At 47.8% G+C, this 18,259-nt stretch carries 19 protein-coding genes; 4 read left to right on the top strand and 15 right to left on the bottom strand.

Features of this window, described 5'->3' with window-relative positions; translation table 11 throughout:
• The first annotated feature begins 27 nt into the window (after positions 1 to 27).
• The 4 genes from DU002_RS14335 to DU002_RS14320 all read left to right on the top strand — a co-directional run bounded on the left by DU002_RS14335 (position 28) and on the right by DU002_RS14320 (position 6,036).
• On the top strand, positions 28 to 576 hold the full coding sequence (locus tag DU002_RS14335) for a DUF6702 family protein (protein ID WP_114339090.1): 549 nt from the start codon (positions 28 to 30) through the stop codon (positions 574 to 576).
• A 156-nt stretch (positions 577 to 732) separates the two neighbouring features.
• Positions 733 to 2,121, top strand: coding sequence for an HTTM domain-containing protein (locus tag DU002_RS14330; protein ID WP_114339089.1), 1,389 nt, complete (start codon positions 733 to 735; stop codon positions 2,119 to 2,121).
• A 126-nt stretch (positions 2,122 to 2,247) separates the two neighbouring features.
• The gene (locus DU002_RS14325; RefSeq protein ID WP_114339088.1) at positions 2,248 to 4,632 is read left to right on the top strand and encodes a MalT transcriptional regulator family protein; all 2,385 of its coding nucleotides are present in this window, start codon (positions 2,248 to 2,250) and stop codon (positions 4,630 to 4,632) included.
• Positions 4,633 to 4,929: 297 nt separating this feature from the next.
• Entirely contained in the window at positions 4,930 to 6,036 is a 1,107-nt protein-coding gene (locus DU002_RS14320; RefSeq protein ID WP_114339087.1) for an LbtU family siderophore porin, read from the top strand.
• 45 nt (positions 6,037 to 6,081) lie between these two features.
• On the opposite strand, the gene DU002_RS14315 is transcribed toward DU002_RS14320, so the two are convergent.
• From DU002_RS14315 to def, 15 genes are all read right to left on the bottom strand, one after another.
• A complete protein-coding gene (locus DU002_RS14315; protein ID WP_199405252.1) occupies positions 6,082 to 6,324 on the bottom strand; it encodes a hypothetical protein in 243 nt (80 codons plus the stop codon).
• Positions 6,325 to 6,337: 13 nt separating this feature from the next.
• Positions 6,338 to 6,769 carry a GFA family protein gene (locus tag DU002_RS14310; protein ID WP_114339086.1) on the bottom strand — a complete coding sequence of 144 codons (432 nt, stop codon included), beginning with the start codon at positions 6,767 to 6,769 and terminating at the stop codon, positions 6,338 to 6,340.
• A 113-nt stretch (positions 6,770 to 6,882) separates the two neighbouring features.
• Positions 6,883 to 7,098, bottom strand: a complete 216-nt coding sequence (locus DU002_RS14305) for a DUF6500 family protein (RefSeq protein WP_114339085.1) — start codon at positions 7,096 to 7,098, stop codon at positions 6,883 to 6,885.
• Between the two features lie 222 nt (positions 7,099 to 7,320).
• Complete coding sequence (locus tag DU002_RS14300; protein ID WP_158538067.1) at positions 7,321 to 8,559, bottom strand: alpha/beta hydrolase; 1,239 nt, start codon at positions 8,557 to 8,559, stop codon at positions 7,321 to 7,323.
• A 232-nt stretch (positions 8,560 to 8,791) separates the two neighbouring features.
• On the bottom strand, positions 8,792 to 9,034 hold the full coding sequence (locus DU002_RS14295) for a hypothetical protein (RefSeq protein ID WP_114339083.1): 243 nt from the start codon (positions 9,032 to 9,034) through the stop codon (positions 8,792 to 8,794).
• Between the two features lie 190 nt (positions 9,035 to 9,224).
• The gene (locus DU002_RS14290; protein WP_114339082.1) at positions 9,225 to 9,695 is read right to left on the bottom strand and encodes a hypothetical protein; all 471 of its coding nucleotides are present in this window, start codon (positions 9,693 to 9,695) and stop codon (positions 9,225 to 9,227) included.
• The gene (locus DU002_RS14285) at positions 9,692 to 10,231 is read right to left on the bottom strand and encodes a gamma-glutamylcyclotransferase family protein (protein WP_158538066.1); all 540 of its coding nucleotides are present in this window, start codon (positions 10,229 to 10,231) and stop codon (positions 9,692 to 9,694) included. The genes DU002_RS14290 and DU002_RS14285 overlap by 4 nt, the downstream gene beginning before the upstream one ends.
• Before the next feature lie 237 nt (positions 10,232 to 10,468).
• Complete coding sequence (locus tag DU002_RS14280) at positions 10,469 to 11,236, bottom strand: hypothetical protein (protein WP_114339080.1); 768 nt, start codon at positions 11,234 to 11,236, stop codon at positions 10,469 to 10,471.
• 163 nt (positions 11,237 to 11,399) lie between these two features.
• Positions 11,400 to 12,020 (bottom strand): DUF1294 domain-containing protein, encoded by a 621-nt coding sequence (locus DU002_RS14275; RefSeq protein WP_114339079.1) that lies wholly within the window; start codon positions 12,018 to 12,020, stop codon positions 11,400 to 11,402.
• Positions 12,021 to 12,909: 889 nt separating this feature from the next.
• Positions 12,910 to 13,212: a hypothetical protein gene (locus tag DU002_RS14265; protein ID WP_147271871.1), complete on the bottom strand. Its 303-nt coding sequence runs from the start codon at positions 13,210 to 13,212 to the stop codon at positions 12,910 to 12,912.
• 122 nt (positions 13,213 to 13,334) lie between these two features.
• Positions 13,335 to 14,012, bottom strand: a complete 678-nt coding sequence (locus tag DU002_RS14260; RefSeq protein WP_114339076.1) for a hypothetical protein — start codon at positions 14,010 to 14,012, stop codon at positions 13,335 to 13,337.
• 281 nt (positions 14,013 to 14,293) lie between these two features.
• Positions 14,294 to 15,820: a PQQ-binding-like beta-propeller repeat protein gene (locus DU002_RS14255; protein ID WP_114339075.1), complete on the bottom strand. Its 1,527-nt coding sequence runs from the start codon at positions 15,818 to 15,820 to the stop codon at positions 14,294 to 14,296.
• Positions 15,821 to 16,317: 497 nt separating this feature from the next.
• On the bottom strand, positions 16,318 to 17,214 hold the full coding sequence (locus tag DU002_RS14250) for a hypothetical protein (protein ID WP_114339074.1): 897 nt from the start codon (positions 17,212 to 17,214) through the stop codon (positions 16,318 to 16,320).
• A 32-nt stretch (positions 17,215 to 17,246) separates the two neighbouring features.
• Positions 17,247 to 17,447, bottom strand: coding sequence for a hypothetical protein (locus DU002_RS19290; protein ID WP_147271870.1), 201 nt, complete (start codon positions 17,445 to 17,447; stop codon positions 17,247 to 17,249).
• A 194-nt stretch (positions 17,448 to 17,641) separates the two neighbouring features.
• Positions 17,642 to 18,145, bottom strand: a complete 504-nt coding sequence (def, locus tag DU002_RS14245) for a peptide deformylase (RefSeq protein WP_114339073.1) — start codon at positions 18,143 to 18,145, stop codon at positions 17,642 to 17,644.
• Positions 18,146 to 18,259 lie beyond the last annotated feature (114 nt).

Below are 18,259 nucleotides of genomic sequence, written 5' to 3'. Positions count from 1 at the left end.
TCGCCGTTCAGTAAAAGCCGACGCATAATGGCGTCGGCTTTTTTGTTTGCCCGCTTTAAAAGAGAGTTAAAGATGCTTATCGCCTTGCGCACACTATTTATTGCCTTGCTGCTGGGTTTCACCAGCACAACAGTCGCTCACACCTATCACGCCACACTGACCGACATGGTAGTCAATCAACAAACTGGCCAGCTGGAAGTGATCCACCGCTTCTTCGCCGATGATGTCGCTAAGGTACTTAGTGCAGAAAGCAAACAGACCATCCGCTTTGATGATGCACTCACCTCCGAGCAAGTCAGCCTAATACGCAGCTATGTGGAGAATCACTTCAAGCTTTATGATGGCAACAACAATGAAAAAGCACTGCTTTGGGTAGGCACAGAGCTAGACACCCATTACCTGTTCATCTATCAGGAAGTCGCTGCTCCCACATCCTTTACCGGTTATCAGCTGCAAAACAGCTTGCTCTTTGGCCATCTCCACCAGCAGGTGAATACCGTTAATATTCGGCTGAGTGAAGCGCTTAGCTCACTGGTCTTTACTCCTGACACGGTGCGCTTGCCACTGCAAAACTAACCCTATTAAGGTCCGCCCTCTCTCTATGGTTTTAGGCGGAGGGGGTAGCTCCCTTACGTTACAGATCACAGTGCTGTCACAGCAATATTCTCCTAGCAGTGAACCACTGGCACACTGAGTCGTATTAAGACTTATTGCTTTTTCGATCTGACCCTCATGCTGAACAAACTAACAGACTATTTTTTCCGCCCGATAGATGCTGCCTCTATCGCCGTGTTCCGCATCGGCTTCGGCTTTGTCATGTTCGCCGATGCCATTGGCCATCTTGGTTTTGTTGATCTGGACAGTATGTATGTCACACCGGTCCTGTTCTTTAAATATTACGGTTTTGAGTGGGTACCGGTACTTAGAGAGGGCGTCTACTGGGTTTACGGTGTGTCGGCGATCGCGTCACTGGGATTAATGTTCGGCTGGCACTATCGACTGAGTGCTGCCATCGTCGCCATCTGTAATGCCGCCATTTTTTTACAGGATCAAGCACAGTACTTGAACCACCTTTATCTGCTGATCCTGTTCAGCAGCCTAATGGTTTTTGTACCTGCCCATCGGTACTGGTCATTGGATGCCAAACGCCGCCCCAATATCGCCAGTGATACGCTACCAACCTGGTGCCTGATCCTGTTAATCGTGCAGCTAGAGATCATTCTCATCTATGCCGGCTTGGTTAAAATCAACCCCGACTGGCTGCAGCTTGAGCCACTCGCTTCATGGCTGGCCAAGCGCCAGGCTATGCCCCTAGTCGGTCAGCTCTTTGTTGACCCGACCGCGGTTGCCATTGCCGCCTATGGCGTCATCGCGCTGCATCTGGTCGGCGCCCCCTTATTACTGTTTAAACGCACACGCCTTTATGTAATTGGTGTGTACGCCTGTTTCCACACGCTGAATCACTTCGTGTTTGATATCGGTGTGTTCCCCTGGGTTACCTTGTTTGCCAGCCTGCTCTGTTTCTCTCCTGACTGGCCGCGACAGTTTTGGGCTAAACTCCGCCGCTTGCCCTACCACGCGCCACAGCTCACCCCCATTGCACTGCCCGGCACTCAGGTGAAAACCGCAATCACGCTCAGTGTATGCGCCTGGCTAGTTTTTCAAACCTTAGTGCCTGCCCGCAATCTGCTCTATCAAGGTGAAGTTGCCTGGAATGAGGGGGGGCACAGATTCAGCTGGCGAATGAAACTGCGCAGTAAGCAGGGCTCGGCGACTTTCTATGTCAAAGATCCTGTCAGCGGTAAACAATGGAAGTTTAACCCACGGCCAATACTTAATAGACGACAGAATTTTAAGATGCCCTGCCAGCCAGATATGATCTGGCAAATGGCACAATACGTGCAAAAGATATGGGCACCACAACAATTATCAGTGAAGAATGCAGAGGTCACCGTACGCAGCCACTGTCGTTTAAACTATCGCAAGCTAGCCATGTTTATTGATCCCAAAGTCGACCTGACCAAAGTACCGCGAGACTTAGGCAACAATGAGTGGGTACTTCCCCTGACGCAGCCGTTAAAGCCAAAACATCTCCCGGACTGGTTTCCTGTCAGTCATTAGGCGATCGTGCAAATGAAAACAGGGGGCAATACGAAAGATGGGAGTTGGCTAGCAATACCTAACGAAATATACTGGTAAAACAGTGTTCTAGACTAAGCTGGATATGGCTAAGGAAAACGATTTCGGATGCAGGCAACGCTTTTGTCACAGTCAAAAATCAGTCTCGGCGACGAGTGGCGCTTTCAACCACCGGCACTGCCCAGACCGCTGATTATAAAGCAGAAACTACTTAACCAGTTGGCAGAAACGCCATTGGTTGCTTCCGTAGTGGCCCCTTCTGGCTATGGTAAAACCGTATTGTCGGCACAGCTATTCGCACAATGGCAAGGGGTGCGCGCCTGGTGCACCTTCGCCGACATAGATCTCCGCTTACATGATTTAGTGAGAATACTGATCGGTGCCTGCCAGCACGCACTGCAGTTTGATGAAGCGCTGCTGCAACGCATTCAACAAGGGTTAATCGATGATCCGAAATCACTGCTCGAATCCCTGTTACAACAACTGGCCGACAATCCCACACCCACCCTGCTGATACTGGATAATCTGCCAAAAATCGATACTCAAGATACGCTTAGCGCTCTAGACCAATTGATTGAACAATGGCCAAAGCAACACAAACTGTTGATCAATAGCAGTGCAACGGAATGGCAAAAGCATCTATCAATCACCAATATCGCAGCGCTCTGCTCACCCGCTTTAAATACCATTCGGTTCGATGACAAAGAAACCATCGCCCTGCTCGGTGATAGCTTATCTCCCGCATTACAATCGCTGGCACTGCCATTTATCGATGGCTCACCTGCAATCACCTGGATCGCCAAAAATGCTTGTCTCAACAAGCAGGAACTGGAAGCGATCAATAGTCCAGAAGAGCTCATAGAGCACGGCCAGAGAAAGATCACGGCAGCACTGCCCCCTGCTGCCCGTGAATTTATCCTTGCCAGTTCACTCATGGATTATTTCAACCTGACCTTAGTCGAGCAGATGCTGGAACATGATTGCCACTCACTACTTCCAGGGTTATTAAAGCAACAGCTGCTATTGGGGCAAAATGACGATCAGGGTTGGTTTCACTTTCATCAGTTATGGCGAGTAAAGCTGCGACAAGTACTACTAAGTGAAAATGCCGATCTAGCCAAAGGGCTAGTGCGCCGGGCAGCCACATGGTGGATGAATCATAAGCAACCGCGACAAGCGATTTATCTGGCCCGTACCACTGACGATGTGCAACTGATGCAACAGCTTGTGGCTGAGCACGGTTGGTTAATGTTCCAGCGGGGCTACCACCAACTGCTGAAAGAGACGCTGTTGGCAATACCAGAAACGATCCGAAAGCAGGATCCCGCCCTGCTGATGGTGGCAGCCAAGGTATTGTTGATTGACGATGTGCCCGCCGCTCATCAGGCACTTGACCAGCTAGCTGCACATATTGTTGATAATAGCGAAGCCAGTCGGGCAATTAAGGTCAGCCACGCCTGCCTTACCGCCACCTATGCATTGAAAGAGTGTGATCTTCCCCTGTTACGACAATATGCCAAAACCGCTTATGAACTAGCACCAGTAGCGCCAGACATTCTGGTACCGTCGGCCTATGCCGCGTTGGCAGAGCAGCTATGGCTAGAAGGCGATATCGAGAAAGCCAGATTCCTCTGGCTGGGCGCACTGCAAGAAGCGAAAAAGCGCAACTATGTCACCGACCTCCTGTGGCAACTGCACTTTGTTGCTACCACCTTTTTCTATCAGGGCAATGCGGGCGCGGTGGCACGTTTTTACAATGAAGCCCACGAGCTCGAAAAGCGTAACCAGCTGGTATATAACGACGCACTTTGGTGTATCTATCGCACGGAAGCGGAACTGGCGCTGCTACGCGGTAACTGGGAGGTCGCGATAGCCGATACCCAACAGGCGATGCATATCACCCGCAGCTGGCCAGAAGAGGCACAGCTGCCTTGCCTGGTATTAACCGCCTTGCACCACCTCGCCACCCAAGGTGATAACCATGGCTTTGCGGAGCAGATCGCACAGATAGAACGTATCACCCACGACTATCAGCATCATCCTTTCGTCAGGCACCGCGCGGAACAATTACTGCTGCACTGTTGGCATAAACAAAACGACGGCGTAAAAATGCAACGCTGGCTCTCTGAGCAGCTCAATCAGATCCATGGCCGGACACTGTTCGACCTCCATCACCGCCGCAATATCGCCCAAGCACATCTCTACTGTGGCGATATTGAAGCAGCTGAGGAGTTAGCAGAACAGACAGCAATCATGGCTGCGGAATACACCGCACACGCAGAGCAACTCAGCGCCCAATTTATCTGGCTACAAACTCAAGCATCCGTCGCCACAACCGAAATAGATGTTTATCTGCATACACTACAGCAGCAACAGCGCTTGGGGGAAATCACCCTCTACGCTGAAATATTCAGGGGCTGGTTACCCCGCTTTAATATCGGCGATGAAAGCTACCGGATAATTCAGGCCCACCTGCCGCCGAGTAACCATTAGCCATACTCATTAACGGACGATTGCGGGGCTACAAGTCATATAGCCCCCTGCCGCCGTCAGTTTTCGGCAATGAAATAGCCACGCCGTTAACTCCTCTCCACCAACATAAAGTGGTTACGGCTACGCTTCCGTCGTAACAAAAATCCGCACCTCTGCGAAAACAGCCCCGAAAAAACGGTTTGCGTTGATTTGCATCAACCGAACACCACGAATACAAATCGAACTTATTCTCATTGTCATTAAAATAAAAATTCATTGGTCTCTGTTTATCTTTCACTCATCAGGGAAGTGGTCAGTATGAATAAGCCCCTTATCGCATCTGCAGTATTGTTTACTTTGAGCAGCGGAAACGCACTCGCAGCCGATCCAAAAACCGAGATCGAGCGTCTAAAAGATCGCCTCGAACAGTTGGAAAAAGCGCAGGATGAGCAAGCTAAAGCGAATGCACCCGCCAGCGAATGGAACAAATACATCACCGTATCAGGGGTCGTTGAAGTAGAAGCTGGCTATGCCGATCCGTTTGCAGGCGACAGCGAGAGCGATATTGTACTGGCGACCGCAGAGCTAGGGGTCACCGCTATAGTGCATCCATGGGTTGCAGCCGACATCGTTTTCCTTTACGAAGAGGATGAGACAGATCTTGAAGTAGACGTTGCCACTGTCACCATCGCTAACCCTGATGGCTCTTGGCATCTGCTCGCTGGTAAACAATATCTGCCGTTCGGAAACTATGAAACAAGCGCCATATCTGATCCGCTGACACTAGAAATTGGCGAGATCCTTGAATCAGCAGTTCTGATTGGCGTCGAAAATAGTGGCTTCCATATAGCTGGCTACGTATTTAACGGTGACCTCGACGAGGACGGTGATAACCAGATAGATAGTTTCGGTGCCACCGCTGGATACCGTTTTGAAAACGATAACAATGCGTTTGCTGCCAACGTCGGCTACATCAACAGTATCGGTGATGCAGATGCGCTAAGTGACACCCTCCCCTCCAGTGAAGTGCAGGAGTATGTCGGCGGTATCGCCTTCGACGCCACATACAGCTTCAGTGATTTCACCCTGATCGGCGAATATGTATCAGCCACAGACAACTTTGCAGCAGACGAAATAGCCTTTCACGGCAAAGGGGCTGAGCCGTCAGCCTGGAACCTGGAAGTTGATTACGCTTTTGCAATAGCCAACATGGGTGCCGTAGCGGCATTGGCTTATCAGGGCACTGATGAAGCGGTGGCTCTGGAGTTACCGGAATCGCGCATTGTTGCTGCGCTGTCGCTCGGTATTTTTGACAACACTGCGTTGGCGTTTGAGTACGCCTATGACACAGACTACGACGAGTCGGATGGCGGTACTGGTGAGAATGCCAGCACAATCACAGTACAGCTAGCTTACGAGTTCTAGCACCAGCTGAAAAAGATCAGTCGCCAAGGGCTCATGCCTGCCGATTCATCGACAATTCCGCCCATGGGTCTTTGCGACCCTTTCGCTGCCCCGCTTATAGTTGCCGGTTAACCTGGCCATGAGTTGCTGTTGCTCGGCAAACGAAATTGTTTCTAGTTGGCTCTGTAGCTTCACCGCTTTTGCACCGGTAAATCGGGTAGCAAATTTTCTACGGTGATAGATCTCCAGCGTTTCATTTTTAAAGGTAACGAACTCAAACCCGAGATCGCCCGCAAAAGACTCCTTCATCGTTTATCTAATCCTACTCGTTATTAAGCTGCTCAATGTGAGCCTGCAAACCATGCTCTGGAAAGGCGAAGTGGGTGTCTGCATCAGGGTTAGGTTTATCCCACGACGCTTTTGAGCCAACAAAAAGATGGGAGATCACCTCGGCATCCCCGATATCCTCAATTAACCCCGCAGGCACCCAATAGTATGGGGTATCTCGTAATGGGTTAGGCACTGGGGAGCCACATTGCTGGCAAAAATCCGAACGAAAGCCGGTCTGTTTTACCCAGCTTCGGATCTGCGACTGACCCTTAACAAGCTTAAATAGAGAGGTCGGTACGATAGTCGCAGCATTGGAATAGGTACCACTTTGCTTCCGGCACAACTGACAATGACACTGATACAGTTTGATATGATCTTTGTTGATTTCAAACTCAACACTTCCGCAAAGACACTTGCCAATCATTGGGTAAACTCCGATTTAATATTTAAAAGATGATGCGTTTGCTGACAGAAACGTTAGTCATAAATACAAAACTCATCAGCCTATTCTTCCTTGCTTGATAGATCTTATGTTTACTAAACGGACTCAATCATTCCCTTTATTTTCAATGCTTTTTCAAAGTGATCTAACTTATTTTCCATGATCCACCATGTCGCCGCTTCCATCAGCAATTCAGGATCATCATTCTTATTTGCGAAAAAAGCATAAAAAGATAAGCCGACATTTTCACCTTTGCTGGCAATTTTTTTGTCGCAGACCTCGATGATCTTTCTTCTTAAGCTTTCTTTCATCTTCCTTGCCGTTCCATTTCATAGGTTGTGATATGGCAAGACCTAAGTGTCAGGCCGTAATGTGAGCCTGAAGTACCGGCAAAGAGATACCATTTGCACAGCAGGACCAAGTATTGAGAATTTGTCTCATATTCGACCAATCATTTCCATACACCGAGCAGAAAACAAAAAAGCCCAACGCAAAGCTGGGCAAATGAGAGAAAACCAGAAAGAACAAACGTCTTACGAGTCTGCTGTTAACAGCCATTTCAGTGCTACAGGAAAGCGAGCAGACCATGAGCGTTCGTTATGACCACCGGTTGGATCTTCAACGATCATCAATTGTTGCTCGGGGAATTTCTGCTCTTTCAACAAACGTTTCATCATGCGCATCTCATCAATAGCGGGTGGCTCCTCAGCCCCTCCATCCATGTACAAACGTAATTGAGCAGACAGATCGCCCTCAGTCACCAGCTCTTTGATTCCAGGGTACTTAGCATCTCCCAAGTTGACCCAAACCGAAGGGGAAAACGCCCCCACCATACCAAAGGTATCTGGTTGTGTTATTCCAGCATACAGTGCAAACAAGCCACCAAAAGAGCTGCCTGCGATGCCTGTATTGGTTGCGCCTGACAAGGTGCGGTAATTACTGTCGATATAGGGCTTCAGCGTCTCCTGAATAAAGTCAATAAACTGATCAGCAACGGACTGCTCTGGCTGGCCCATAAAGCCAAAGTCCCAAGGGATATACTCATTGGCTCGTTTCGGTCCGTTGTAGATACCAACAATAATCACTGGCGGCATGGTGCCTGCGGCAATCTCCTTATCCAGGATCTCATCAATGCGCCACTCGCCAGCGAATGAAGTAAATTCATCGAACAGGTTCTGACCATCGGTCATGTAGATGACCGGATATTTCTGGGTGGAGACACTCTGATAATCAGGAGGAAGATAGATAACTAGATCTGTCGTTCTACCCAGCTGAGGCATATTGAAATCAGCCACTTGATGAACGTTTGGGCTGACGGTATCACCCAGCTTTAAGTCTGTAGGGAAGTCCTCCCAGTTTTCAATCGTGATCTCTACCTGCTCATCAGCGCCTTTGTATTGGTAAAAACGGTCAGGTCTTAACTTTCCTGATTCAGCAACCTCTTTTAGCCGCTCATCACTGCGACGGGCAAAAAGAAAATAGAAATGATCGACATTAGGCTGAGGCACCTCCAAGTAATAGAAGCCGTCCTCTTCACGCGTGGCAGTATATTTCTCTATCACACCTAGATTAAAAAAATCATCGAAGTCTGAAATCATAAAGATCTCGTCCTCTGATGGCGTAGAGTTCGGCACCTTAATTTTAAAGGTAACGCTAGCGATAACCTCTGGCTGACTGGCTGGCGGCGTCGATTCGCAACCAACCAAAGCCCCTCCCAAACTCAACACACCAGCAAGTGCGTAGCAAAACCAAGCCTTATTTATTTTCGTCATAGAAGATCCTTCTTTTAGTGAGATTTGAAGTTTGTATATGAAGGTACTGCTGTGGCTATTTTGCATGGAATGATAGCAACTAATCTGTTCAAGAAATGATAGATAAATGTAAGAAAGTGAAAGAGTTGAACAGACCCTAATGAAGAACTTCAACCCCTCGATCTAGCAAGGCAAAGTACCCATCGCTTATCGAAATTCACTCTTCATAGGGAGAAAGGTTAAAAAGCTAGCGCTATCGCTCCTGCGCATAGTAGTGATTGTGATGCACATGGACTGCTCTATCCGGTATTGAAGGGGGTACCTCTGGCTTATCATCCGCCTCAAGGCTAATGGTCTTGATATCACTGACCGCGATCCATGTATTGCCACACTTCAGAAATTTTGCCCCACCATTCGCTGACTTTGCCAACTCATCGGCATCTCCACGGAGACATTTATGCTCCTTGCCGTCCTTTGTAATGATTGTTGCTGCCATCGCTCTGCTCCATCGATAAATGAGACTAAAGCCTAGGGTAGGTTGGCAGCCTTTACCAATAGTCGTGGAGCGCATGTTGCATTTCGTAGGCAGAGGTAGCTGAATACGGAACGGTATTACAGCACCAAATTTACGCTTAACGTGAACGACGGTATAGCAAGCCGCTCCCGCTAATGCCAGCATCCATCCACTATTTAACGATGGCCACTAGCAGTGCTGTGAACGATGAAAGCAGTGCTGTCCCGACCGCCACCAGTACTGTCCAACGTGTGGCTTTGTTTCTTTGCTGCAAATCAGCCTTCATTCGGGACTCTTGCCGCTCATTGCTAACCATTTCAGCCACTAAACTTAGCATCAGGGCGATAGAATCAGGTGGCAAAGGCTCGTTGTAATTGTTGCTTCCTTCGCCTTTACGACGCAGCGCATAACGCAAATGCACCGTAAACAAACGCTCTCCGGTATGCTGGCTGCGATTAATGGATTGTCGGAAAAATCCGGGATATGCCAACAGAACTCGTTCTACCTCTTGATGGTCCATAGCCAGGCTACCGGCAATATCGCGAGGAGTTCGATTCTTGTGCTGCGTCGCAGAGAGGTGCGAAATAAGCGCCACTAAAAAATGATAATCCTGAATGAAGTTAACGCTATATGCGTCCGTCATACATGCTTCCTTGGCCGGCTAAACTCTTTCATACGATCTAGTCTAGCTAGATTCTCAGCGTTCCTTTGTGGATCTGGATCTGGGATAGCAACAATACTCGCCAGCCAGGCAACATACGCGTCCGGCATAGCGTGAAACTGCGCACCTAAGATAACGAACTGTTTATACCACTGGTACGGAACTAGCGAGTGATCGACATACTGTCGATCCGCGACGTAAGTAAACGGCATATAGGTCGTACCATGTAACACTAAATTCAGCGATTGCTGGTTATACCCAAAGCCAAGGCTTTCTGCATGATCGAGGGGCTTTTTGTCACAGGCATCCAACTCATAGATGACGCCATGCACCACATTTTCCAAATTCGACGTCCTTAAAAAACTACACTTTCCTGACTGGTCAGTGCCGCGCTTCGCAAAGGTAAGCTGCGCCGCTTTCACTTCAACAACACCAAGCACTTCTGCGGAAGATGCGCGCTCTTTCAAGCGGAGCGGATGTAGGTTTGATCCGTAGGCAAAGTAATGCAACTTAGTCATGATAGCTCTCAGGATTTTGCAAAACATGAATAGAAAAAGCGAAGTTACGGAAACTATTTTAGTCACTAATCTTGCTGGTTGATTTGCACCGATACGCGCATTTTTGCACGTGCAATGCTTTCACACGCAACTAGCAGATAACGCCATATATCAGCCAAATGAAACTCCGGACAAGCGTTAGATTACTGCCGAGCGGTGTGGCTTTGGCAGAAACAAGCTAAATACACTTCTCGTTTATTAGTAGCCTCTTTCAGCCTCCCGCTGTTGCAAAAACTCTTTTAACGAGCGCTGCTGACAACGCAACGTACCGCCCATCACACCCGCCAGTAACGCCGCCCCTTCGGTGACTGCGTCGTCGCATTCAACTTCAATCACAGGTACCTCCTGTTGCACCTGCTGCAATGCTGCCCCCCGAATAGGTGTCCCTGCAGGATGCATGATAGAAGTGGTGTATGCAGACTGCTGATACTGAACGGGGGCTTCCAACGCTTGCAGTTGCGATCGCAGTTGCCCGCGGCGGGAATACGTATCAACAAGAGCTGCGTCTGACGCTTTCGCTGGCTGGTCAAAAATACTCTGCGGCACTGCTTTGGCCTCGGGAGCAAAACTCTGCAGCGGCTTCTCGGGCTGAACCGCGTGCTCCTCCACTGGAGCTAGCTCCTCTGGCGGCGGTTCCACAGCCACCATCACTTTTGCTGGCGGGATCTGTTCAACGTGAGATGCTTCATCATCCAAAGGTTTTGGCAAAGCCTGGGGCGCGGATTTGGCGTCGGGCTTAACATCGTTGGCGGTGTTCGGTGCTGGTGTCGATGCTGTCGGTGTTGGTATCGGTGCAATAGGCGTGGGAATAGGCTTTGGCTGCTGATGAAAAACGTACACATCGATCGTCGGCGCAAGCGGAGCAGACTTAAACACCGGCATAGTGAGCTTATTAAACAGCATCAACAGCGCAGCGTGAAAAGCGATTGACCAGACAATCGTCTTACTGCTTAACTTCCATGCCATCACCCTGCCTACACCCTACATCACTGCTACAGGTTGTTCGGCCATGTTTTTTACATAAAGTTCACTTTTGTAACAAAGGGTTGAGTAGGCAGGGAGAAACTAAGTGATTGATATTGGAAAGTGGGGGGATACTCGAATAACTCATCCATCGGCAAGCCTGCCATTAGCCTAATGTACCTAAAACAGAGCGCAATAGCGTCGTGCCTTCTTGGGTTAGAAGCCATGAGAACATTGCAAGATTTATCACCACAGTGAACCAAAATACGTGTTTAAACGCTGATTTCTTAGACTTATGCCTTAACTTATTTTGCGCATAAAAGGCACCAGGCCAGCCCCCCATCAAACCAAATAAATGCAGCGTACTTTCCTGCGTTCGCCATCGATTGTTTTGTGCGGCCGACTTGTCCAAAGCGTACGCAAAGAATGTGACAACACTGACCGCGATATAAAAATAAAGAACCTCTAATGGCAGTCGTCCGGTGCCAATAACAAACACTAAAAACGCGCAAAAACCGATGGTGATAGCCGCCCCCAGCTTACGGGGGTTTCCGTTGCGCTTTTTACTTGTTTTTCGATCAGCCACAAGACGGATATTCTCAGCTTTATAGCGCCCATCTTTTTGCTGCTTTTTCTCATAAACAATCAGATCGCCATCCACTGGTCGGCGTGAACAACGGGTAAACGACTTAATATGAACAAAAGCCCGCTCGCCGCCCCCATTGGGCTCGACAAAGCCGAAGCCCTTGTCATCATTCCAGTGAGTAAGCTTGCCTTGAAACTTCAATTTAATGCCTTACGTTGAACCAAAACTTAAGAAAGAAAGCACTGTGTCTATAAACCCAAGCCCTTACAAACGAACAGCATTCCTTATCAAATTAACAAACAAACCTGTGACCTCACTACTTACTTCAGATCGTCAATAAACGATCGAGCTTCACGTAAGCTTGCCCCAGAAAACTGCCGATACAGACGGATAGCTCGGATCCTTTGGCCTGACTCCTTCGCCTCGATGACTTCCCTCGGAAGCAACGCCACGGGATCATAGTTAACATCTAAATGACGCATTAAGATGTCAATCTTAGATTCCAACCGCTTTATTTTTATTGATTGCTCATTCAGCCGTTGGAGGCCAAGTATAATGATGAGCGACAAAACGCTCAGTGATGAAATCCATTCCATAGTCACAATAGTTCCCTAATAACGAATATAACGCCACAAGCACTGACAAAGCTTAACTGTCTCGCAGCATTGTGTGCTTTATTCCCGAACAGTCCAGCACAAGTTTAGTACGCAGTATTGTTAAGTGATGCCCTATACGACCTCTCAAGCGCTTGCAGTTTCTCTCGATAACCCATGCCACAATGAGACCCTAGCATTTCAACGAAATCCCCTTGATATGCAATATCGAACAGCTTTAATAGTAACTTTGAATCTTCGTGACTATGCAAAAAGCGGCGCTCCTCACTAGTTAAGTCACTTGAATCAAGTAGCGAAAGCTCAATGTATAGCGCCACAACAGATTCGAATATGGTAAATGTTAGGACCTCAAACTCAGCCGGCGAGGATATCCAATAGCATTCATCGTCGTCATTAAGTCATCGTGTCGAATGAGTGCCCCTCTACTTTTGTAACAAAGGGTTGAGAAGGCAGAAAAAGGTTCAATCGATAAACAACTACTTAGTTATGCTTTCTTGGCTTTCAATCATTTTTCCCTTGGCCGAGCCTATAACGTAAGCGACAAACATTCCGGCAAAAAAGTAGAGCCAAGCATAGTTTGACGGTAGCTCTGAATGTAGCTGCAATGTCCCGAACCCAACAGCCAACCAGATAACCAGACACACCAGCTGAAATACAAACGCAGTAACCCATAGCCACTTAGCAACAACCGGCTTGCCTGGTTTTGAGGTATTGACGAAAGACACCAGCGCCATCGCCGTCAGTAGCGGCATTAAAATAATGAAATTCTGAGATGTCACTTCTATTTGGCCTCCGGCCAGCTAACGCTTCCAACAAACAAATGAACTCATGCCCCTGGCGAGGCAAACAACGCAAAATCTAAGCTAGTTAGCTATCGCGCCGAAGGCTTATCTCACCACGACTAGCCTTGTTCTTGCTGCATTTGCAACTTGATATCCTCCAGCGCTAATAACACAGATTTACGAACATCATCCTTCACGTAGTAAAGCAGATCTGACAACGAGTAAGTGTCCTTAAAGCCACGCCCTTGATAAGTCTTACCGTCGATTGTAATCGCAATATGAGTCACTATCGGGGTCGACTCAAAATCAGGTGACTCCCCCAACTCAAAGACACTGAACTCACCATTATCTTCTCCCTTACAGCCGACGACATCATCCCCCTCGTCCATCGCTTTGGCTCGCATATCTTCAGAGATCGCTTCGCCGAGAAATCCGAGCCCGGCACTAAAGGCTGCTGTTTTATTCTTCCAGGATGGCAACTGACGATTAAAGTAAACATCAAAGCGGTTCAGCGATACCTGCTTATCACCAGTTTTCAGCTCTGTTTTTACGTAGCGATCGACAAACTGTAAGGGCGACGGTGCCAAGTCCTCATTGTCCAGCAGGGTAATACCGTGGCTGCAGGAGAAAACATTCAGCTTGCTAGTCCCAACTGATTCCTGTTTAATCTCGATAGTGACCTCACTCATCGGTGAAGACACGCCAAGAATGACCGGCTCATTTAACATCGAGTGATGTGCACAACCCGATAAACCAATCGAAGCAAACAGACCGATCCCACGCAACAACTTCTGCATAACTCACTACCCATAACAGTTTGATTTACAATGATGAAACCGAAGAAGACAGGAAAAAATAAATGGAAGCAAGGAGCTAGATCAATAACTTTGGGATCGCACAAATACAGCATTAAATATTAAATTCATCCGCCTTAAGGCCAGCCGCAGCGAAATGCCCCAGTAAAAAAGGCGAGCCTCAAAACCAGACTGTGCGCCACTGCTTACACCCATTTAGAATCAATGACTCTGACCCCTTTGATATTGATATGCCTTTGATAACCCCTTTGATATTTGGTTTCCTACAAATCGAATACCGAGTGCAGACTAAGCAAAGTACGTTGTAACTCTGGTCGCATTTCGTGATTCGATGACAATGCAGCTGCACTTTCATCTGCGAATTGCAGTATTGTGCGCTTAAAACCCTCTGCCACGCCCGGATCGACGCATATCGACAGATGGGTCAGCGCTATAGCAATCATGTGATCAAACTTGGGCTGTAACGACACTAATTTCTGCAGAGCAATCTTTAACTCAGCAACCAGGTCTGTCATCAGCGCTTTCACCAGCGGGCCTTGGTCTTTTTTCATGGCTTGCAGCTGCGGTTTAACGGCCTGCATCATGTCAGCCAAATCAACACGCTGTCCAATCGTAACGATGAGCAATAGATACAGAGCTAACGGCAGCTCTTTAAGGCTTTGCCACTGTTCGCAATTAAACTGTGAACGTAACGCCATCTCGCTCTGCTTCGCGCTTGTGGTCGGCGATAAATCGGGCAATTCAAACCAATGCAAACGGCCTGTTTCGAAGTCTCTCGTTACAGTTCGAGCCCCTTCGGCAATGTGCATCCCTATAAACTCAGCGCCGTTTTTGTCCAAGTAGCGATAAGTAACGCGATGAGAGCGCTTGTCATAGTTAAGTAGTCGATTACCCGCTGCTGCATAGAACATGTCATTGTCGGCCGTTATCAGTGCTCGAATCTTGAGGCCGGGAATATCTTCCATATCAAATTGCTCGAGCAAATAGCCATCACTCAACCGCAACCGAAACAGGCGCTGATAAACGCACCCGGGCAAAACATAACAATAGGTCACGCTGTCGCTATCGCTGCACACTTGATAAACACTGCAGTACACTGATATGCCGCCAGCAAATAAGGCAGTTAAGTCAGACAGGTCTCGCAAACCAAAGCGCCAGCGAACTGCATTCGATGCAATATCCAACGCGGCAAGCTCACCACCAGAGTGAATAACCAGACAATCACCTAGGTACTCACAGAAATGGATCCCGGCGTTATCGATTACTTGCTGTAGGTGGTTGCTCCAAACGATAGATTGATCTTGCTGTGACAAACAAAGTAATTCGCCATCACGCAACTGCAATATCCAATACCTATCATGCGCCCAGCAGGATCTCGCGCTCGCCAGTTTGTCATCTGCCCAGATCAACTTGCCTGATTCTACCGCTCGGCATTCCAATCTTTGTAAATCGCCTTTGCTGACAAGGATCATTTCATTCTGGCTGACGGCAAGCACATCGCCTTCGAATTCTGGTAGTTGCCATAACAGTTCACCATTCGAAAGCGCTAAACAAAGAAGGCCACTTTCACTCGGCAACCATAGGCGATCAGCTATGACTTCCCCTTGATACACACTCGACTGTGCTTGATACGACCACACCAGCTTGGCATCCGATATCCGGTAGCAATGGACCATCGCGCCTCTGGAAACAACCCAGAAGTCTCCAGATTGCAGGTGATTGTTGACGTAACCAGAGCCTTGCAACTGCTGTTGTTCAACTAATTGTGGCGTTTTTACTTTTCGCACCATTGGCTATCCCTTGCTGAGTAAGAAACCGACTTAATCTGAAAATAAGATGATCCGCATATCGAGTGAATCTGAGTCGCCACTTTTGAAATTCAGCCGACTTGAACAATTCCTAGATACACACCATGCAGCCCATGTAGCTAAAACACCCAATCGAAGCGCGAATAATCAAAGAATAAGATGCGGTAGTCGATGATATCCCTAAAAATATCCAAGTGAACACGTATGAGCAATATCCTTTTTATTTAACCAGTGTTTCTGTGACAAATAGATAAATGAATTGAATTCAGAACTTCAAACTACCTAGCGTCCGCAGCCATGATAGATAGGAGCGCAGCGGAAATGACTCCCTGTAGCTGCGATTGTTAGTGTCATAGGTGGGAACCCCACTGCGCCATGGCTGCACATTGGTCATCATCGCGTCGAGCGGGTGTTATTTTCTTGTCAGCTGTCCCTTTCCAGAAAAACTTCCCATAACCGTACTCTCATGGCTTCGTTCCTCAGGGATCGGGGATGGGCTCAAAAGCCAATTTGATGATCTGCATCGCTTCAATCAACGGATCTAGAAACCAATGGCGCAGATAGAGATACGCAAAGTAGAAAAGGGATAAGAAAAAGGCGATGAGGCCGTAAATAACGAATTGGTAGCCAATGGGTAGCCCGTTGTCGTCCAGAAGCTGCTGGTTCTGTTCGGCCAGGTTGTCTTTAAGCTGGCGTAAATCATTCAAAGACAGATCAAGAAGCTCTAAATCAGCCTTGATGCTGGCGTTAAGTACTAAAAGGCGATCCGTGAGCTCTTCTAACTGCTCAACCTCTATCGCCTGAATGCCATCTTCGATCATTTTGGCCACTTCGCCACTCAGCAGAGCGACTTCACCAAATGACTGGTTAATCGAATTAACCAGCACACTTAATGCATTATTGGCTATCGCATCAAGCAGCGGTTTTAGAAAACCCGCTAAGCCAAACAAAGCGCTAGAGACCTTATTTGCGGCACGCACCAGCTGATCCGTTTCTCGTTTCACTTCATCCAGCGCTGAGTTAATTTTGGCTGCATCCGCTTTTATCTTGGCCCACTCAGCTTTGAACGTGTCGTCAATTATCCGTTTATCTTTTTCTACCTCTACTTTTACTCGGCTGTAGATCAGTGCCCATTGCTCCTCCACCCGCTTTAGTTCTTGAGCGCCAGAGAGCTGTTTAATCTTATCTTCAATCTTGTAGTAGGCATTGCCAATTAAGACTGAATCCGCCTTGATTATTTCACTGTAGTGTTTGACTCCCTGATGAATGTGAAAGATCGCCATCGCCACACAAGCCAAAATCACCAGTGGCATAAACACCATGAGCAGTTTTGAAATGCCGTGCGTCAGTCGAAAGGCGCGTTTAAAAATCATCATATAGGTCTGCTTGATGCGAGTTGATCCAACTTTTAGCCTAGCCATTGGCGTGAACGAACAGGCCGTAAACGCTGCTTACCGAAGGAATTTTTGACTGGGCGCAACGCTTGCTTTGGTTGTATTGAGTGTGATTTGCTGATGTCGAAATAGTTGCCGACAATTAAAGGTTTGAGGAAGGTTTCATGACGGCTCATTGGCAGGGCAAAATCACCGAGGAGTGCTATATCTGTCAAGAACCGTTCAATACAGGTTGTGATCGCATTGGATCGTTATAGCTGTCAGCAGCAGAAAACCATCCTCACTGAGCCCCCCATTCCCAACGTTCTAAACAAGCATTCCTGAAATCCTGTAAGACACAATGATAACAGCACAAAATCTGAGTCAGTTAGAGACTGCATCTGGGGTCAATGACTCTGAACGCACGTGACTAAGAGTGTGCTTTGACGTATTTTTTAACCTTTTTCATAGCCATTTGACGCTTAAGGGGCGAAAGATAGTCAATAAACAGATTACCCGATAAATGGTCAATTTCGTGCTGCATCACGATAGCAAGAAAGTCATCTCTTTCAATTGTGATTTGGTTCCCTTCACGATCTAAAGCTGATACTACAACCGAAGTAAAACGCTCTACATCTGCATAGTAGTCAGGAACAGATAGACAACCTTCTTGACCCAACGCTTTATCAGTACCACTGACAACTTCAGGGTTTACCAGTATTAAGGGACTATCTCGATTATCTGATAGATCTATGATGACAACCGCTTCCTTACGACCAACCTGAGTGGAAGCCAAGCCAATACCGTTGTCAGTAGCATAAAGTGTTTCCAACATATCATCGATTAAGGTCTGCACACTTTCGATATCCTCAACTTTTTCAGCCTGAACCTTAAGCCTTGGATCTGGTGCCGTGAGAATGTCTAAAACTGCCATATTTACCTTTTAATTCTTGTTCGTCTGGGCGGACACCCGTACCGAAGAGCCTAAACAAGCGTTCCCGAGTTGCTGCAATGATAACAGCACAAAATCTGAGTCAGTTAGCCACCG

The sequence above is a fragment of the Corallincola holothuriorum genome (assembly GCF_003336225.1).
Taxonomy (GTDB): Bacteria; Pseudomonadota; Gammaproteobacteria; order Enterobacterales; family Neiellaceae; genus Corallincola; species Corallincola holothuriorum.
The sequence above is the reverse complement of the archived record's forward strand: the minus strand, read 5'-3'. Positions and strand labels throughout refer to the sequence as shown.

What these genes read in the sequence shown, in the direction of transcription:
- DU002_RS14255 (WP_114339075.1), bottom strand. Translation starts at nt 15,820, where the DNA reads ATGGTGCGAAAAGTAAAAACGCCACAATTAGTTGAACAACAGCAGTTG.
- DU002_RS14310 (WP_114339086.1), bottom strand. Translation starts at nt 6,769, where the DNA reads ATGATTGGCAAGTGTCTTTGCGGAAGTGTTGAGTTTGAAATCAACAAA.
- DU002_RS14335 (WP_114339090.1), top strand. Translation starts at nt 28, where the DNA reads ATGGCGTCGGCTTTTTTGTTTGCCCGCTTTAAAAGAGAGTTAAAGATG.
- DU002_RS14305 (WP_114339085.1), bottom strand. Translation starts at nt 7,098, where the DNA reads ATGAAAGAAAGCTTAAGAAGAAAGATCATCGAGGTCTGCGACAAAAAA.
- DU002_RS14295 (WP_114339083.1), bottom strand. Translation starts at nt 9,034, where the DNA reads ATGGCAGCAACAATCATTACAAAGGACGGCAAGGAGCATAAATGTCTC.
- DU002_RS14260 (WP_114339076.1), bottom strand. Translation starts at nt 14,012, where the DNA reads ATGCAGAAGTTGTTGCGTGGGATCGGTCTGTTTGCTTCGATTGGTTTA.
- DU002_RS14300 (WP_158538067.1), bottom strand. Translation starts at nt 8,559, where the DNA reads ATGACGAAAATAAATAAGGCTTGGTTTTGCTACGCACTTGCTGGTGTG.
- DU002_RS14290 (WP_114339082.1), bottom strand. Translation starts at nt 9,695, where the DNA reads ATGACGGACGCATATAGCGTTAACTTCATTCAGGATTATCATTTTTTA.
- DU002_RS14315 (WP_199405252.1), bottom strand. Translation starts at nt 6,324, where the DNA reads ATGAAGGAGTCTTTTGCGGGCGATCTCGGGTTTGAGTTCGTTACCTTT.
- def (WP_114339073.1), bottom strand. Translation starts at nt 18,145, where the DNA reads ATGGCAGTTTTAGACATTCTCACGGCACCAGATCCAAGGCTTAAGGTT.
- DU002_RS14320 (WP_114339087.1), top strand. Translation starts at nt 4,930, where the DNA reads ATGAATAAGCCCCTTATCGCATCTGCAGTATTGTTTACTTTGAGCAGC.
- DU002_RS14330 (WP_114339089.1), top strand. Translation starts at nt 733, where the DNA reads ATGCTGAACAAACTAACAGACTATTTTTTCCGCCCGATAGATGCTGCC.
- DU002_RS14285 (WP_158538066.1), bottom strand. Translation starts at nt 10,231, where the DNA reads ATGACTAAGTTGCATTACTTTGCCTACGGATCAAACCTACATCCGCTC.
- DU002_RS14325 (WP_114339088.1), top strand. Translation starts at nt 2,248, where the DNA reads ATGCAGGCAACGCTTTTGTCACAGTCAAAAATCAGTCTCGGCGACGAG.
- DU002_RS14250 (WP_114339074.1), bottom strand. Translation starts at nt 17,214, where the DNA reads ATGATGATTTTTAAACGCGCCTTTCGACTGACGCACGGCATTTCAAAA.
- DU002_RS14280 (WP_114339080.1), bottom strand. Translation starts at nt 11,236, where the DNA reads ATGGCATGGAAGTTAAGCAGTAAGACGATTGTCTGGTCAATCGCTTTT.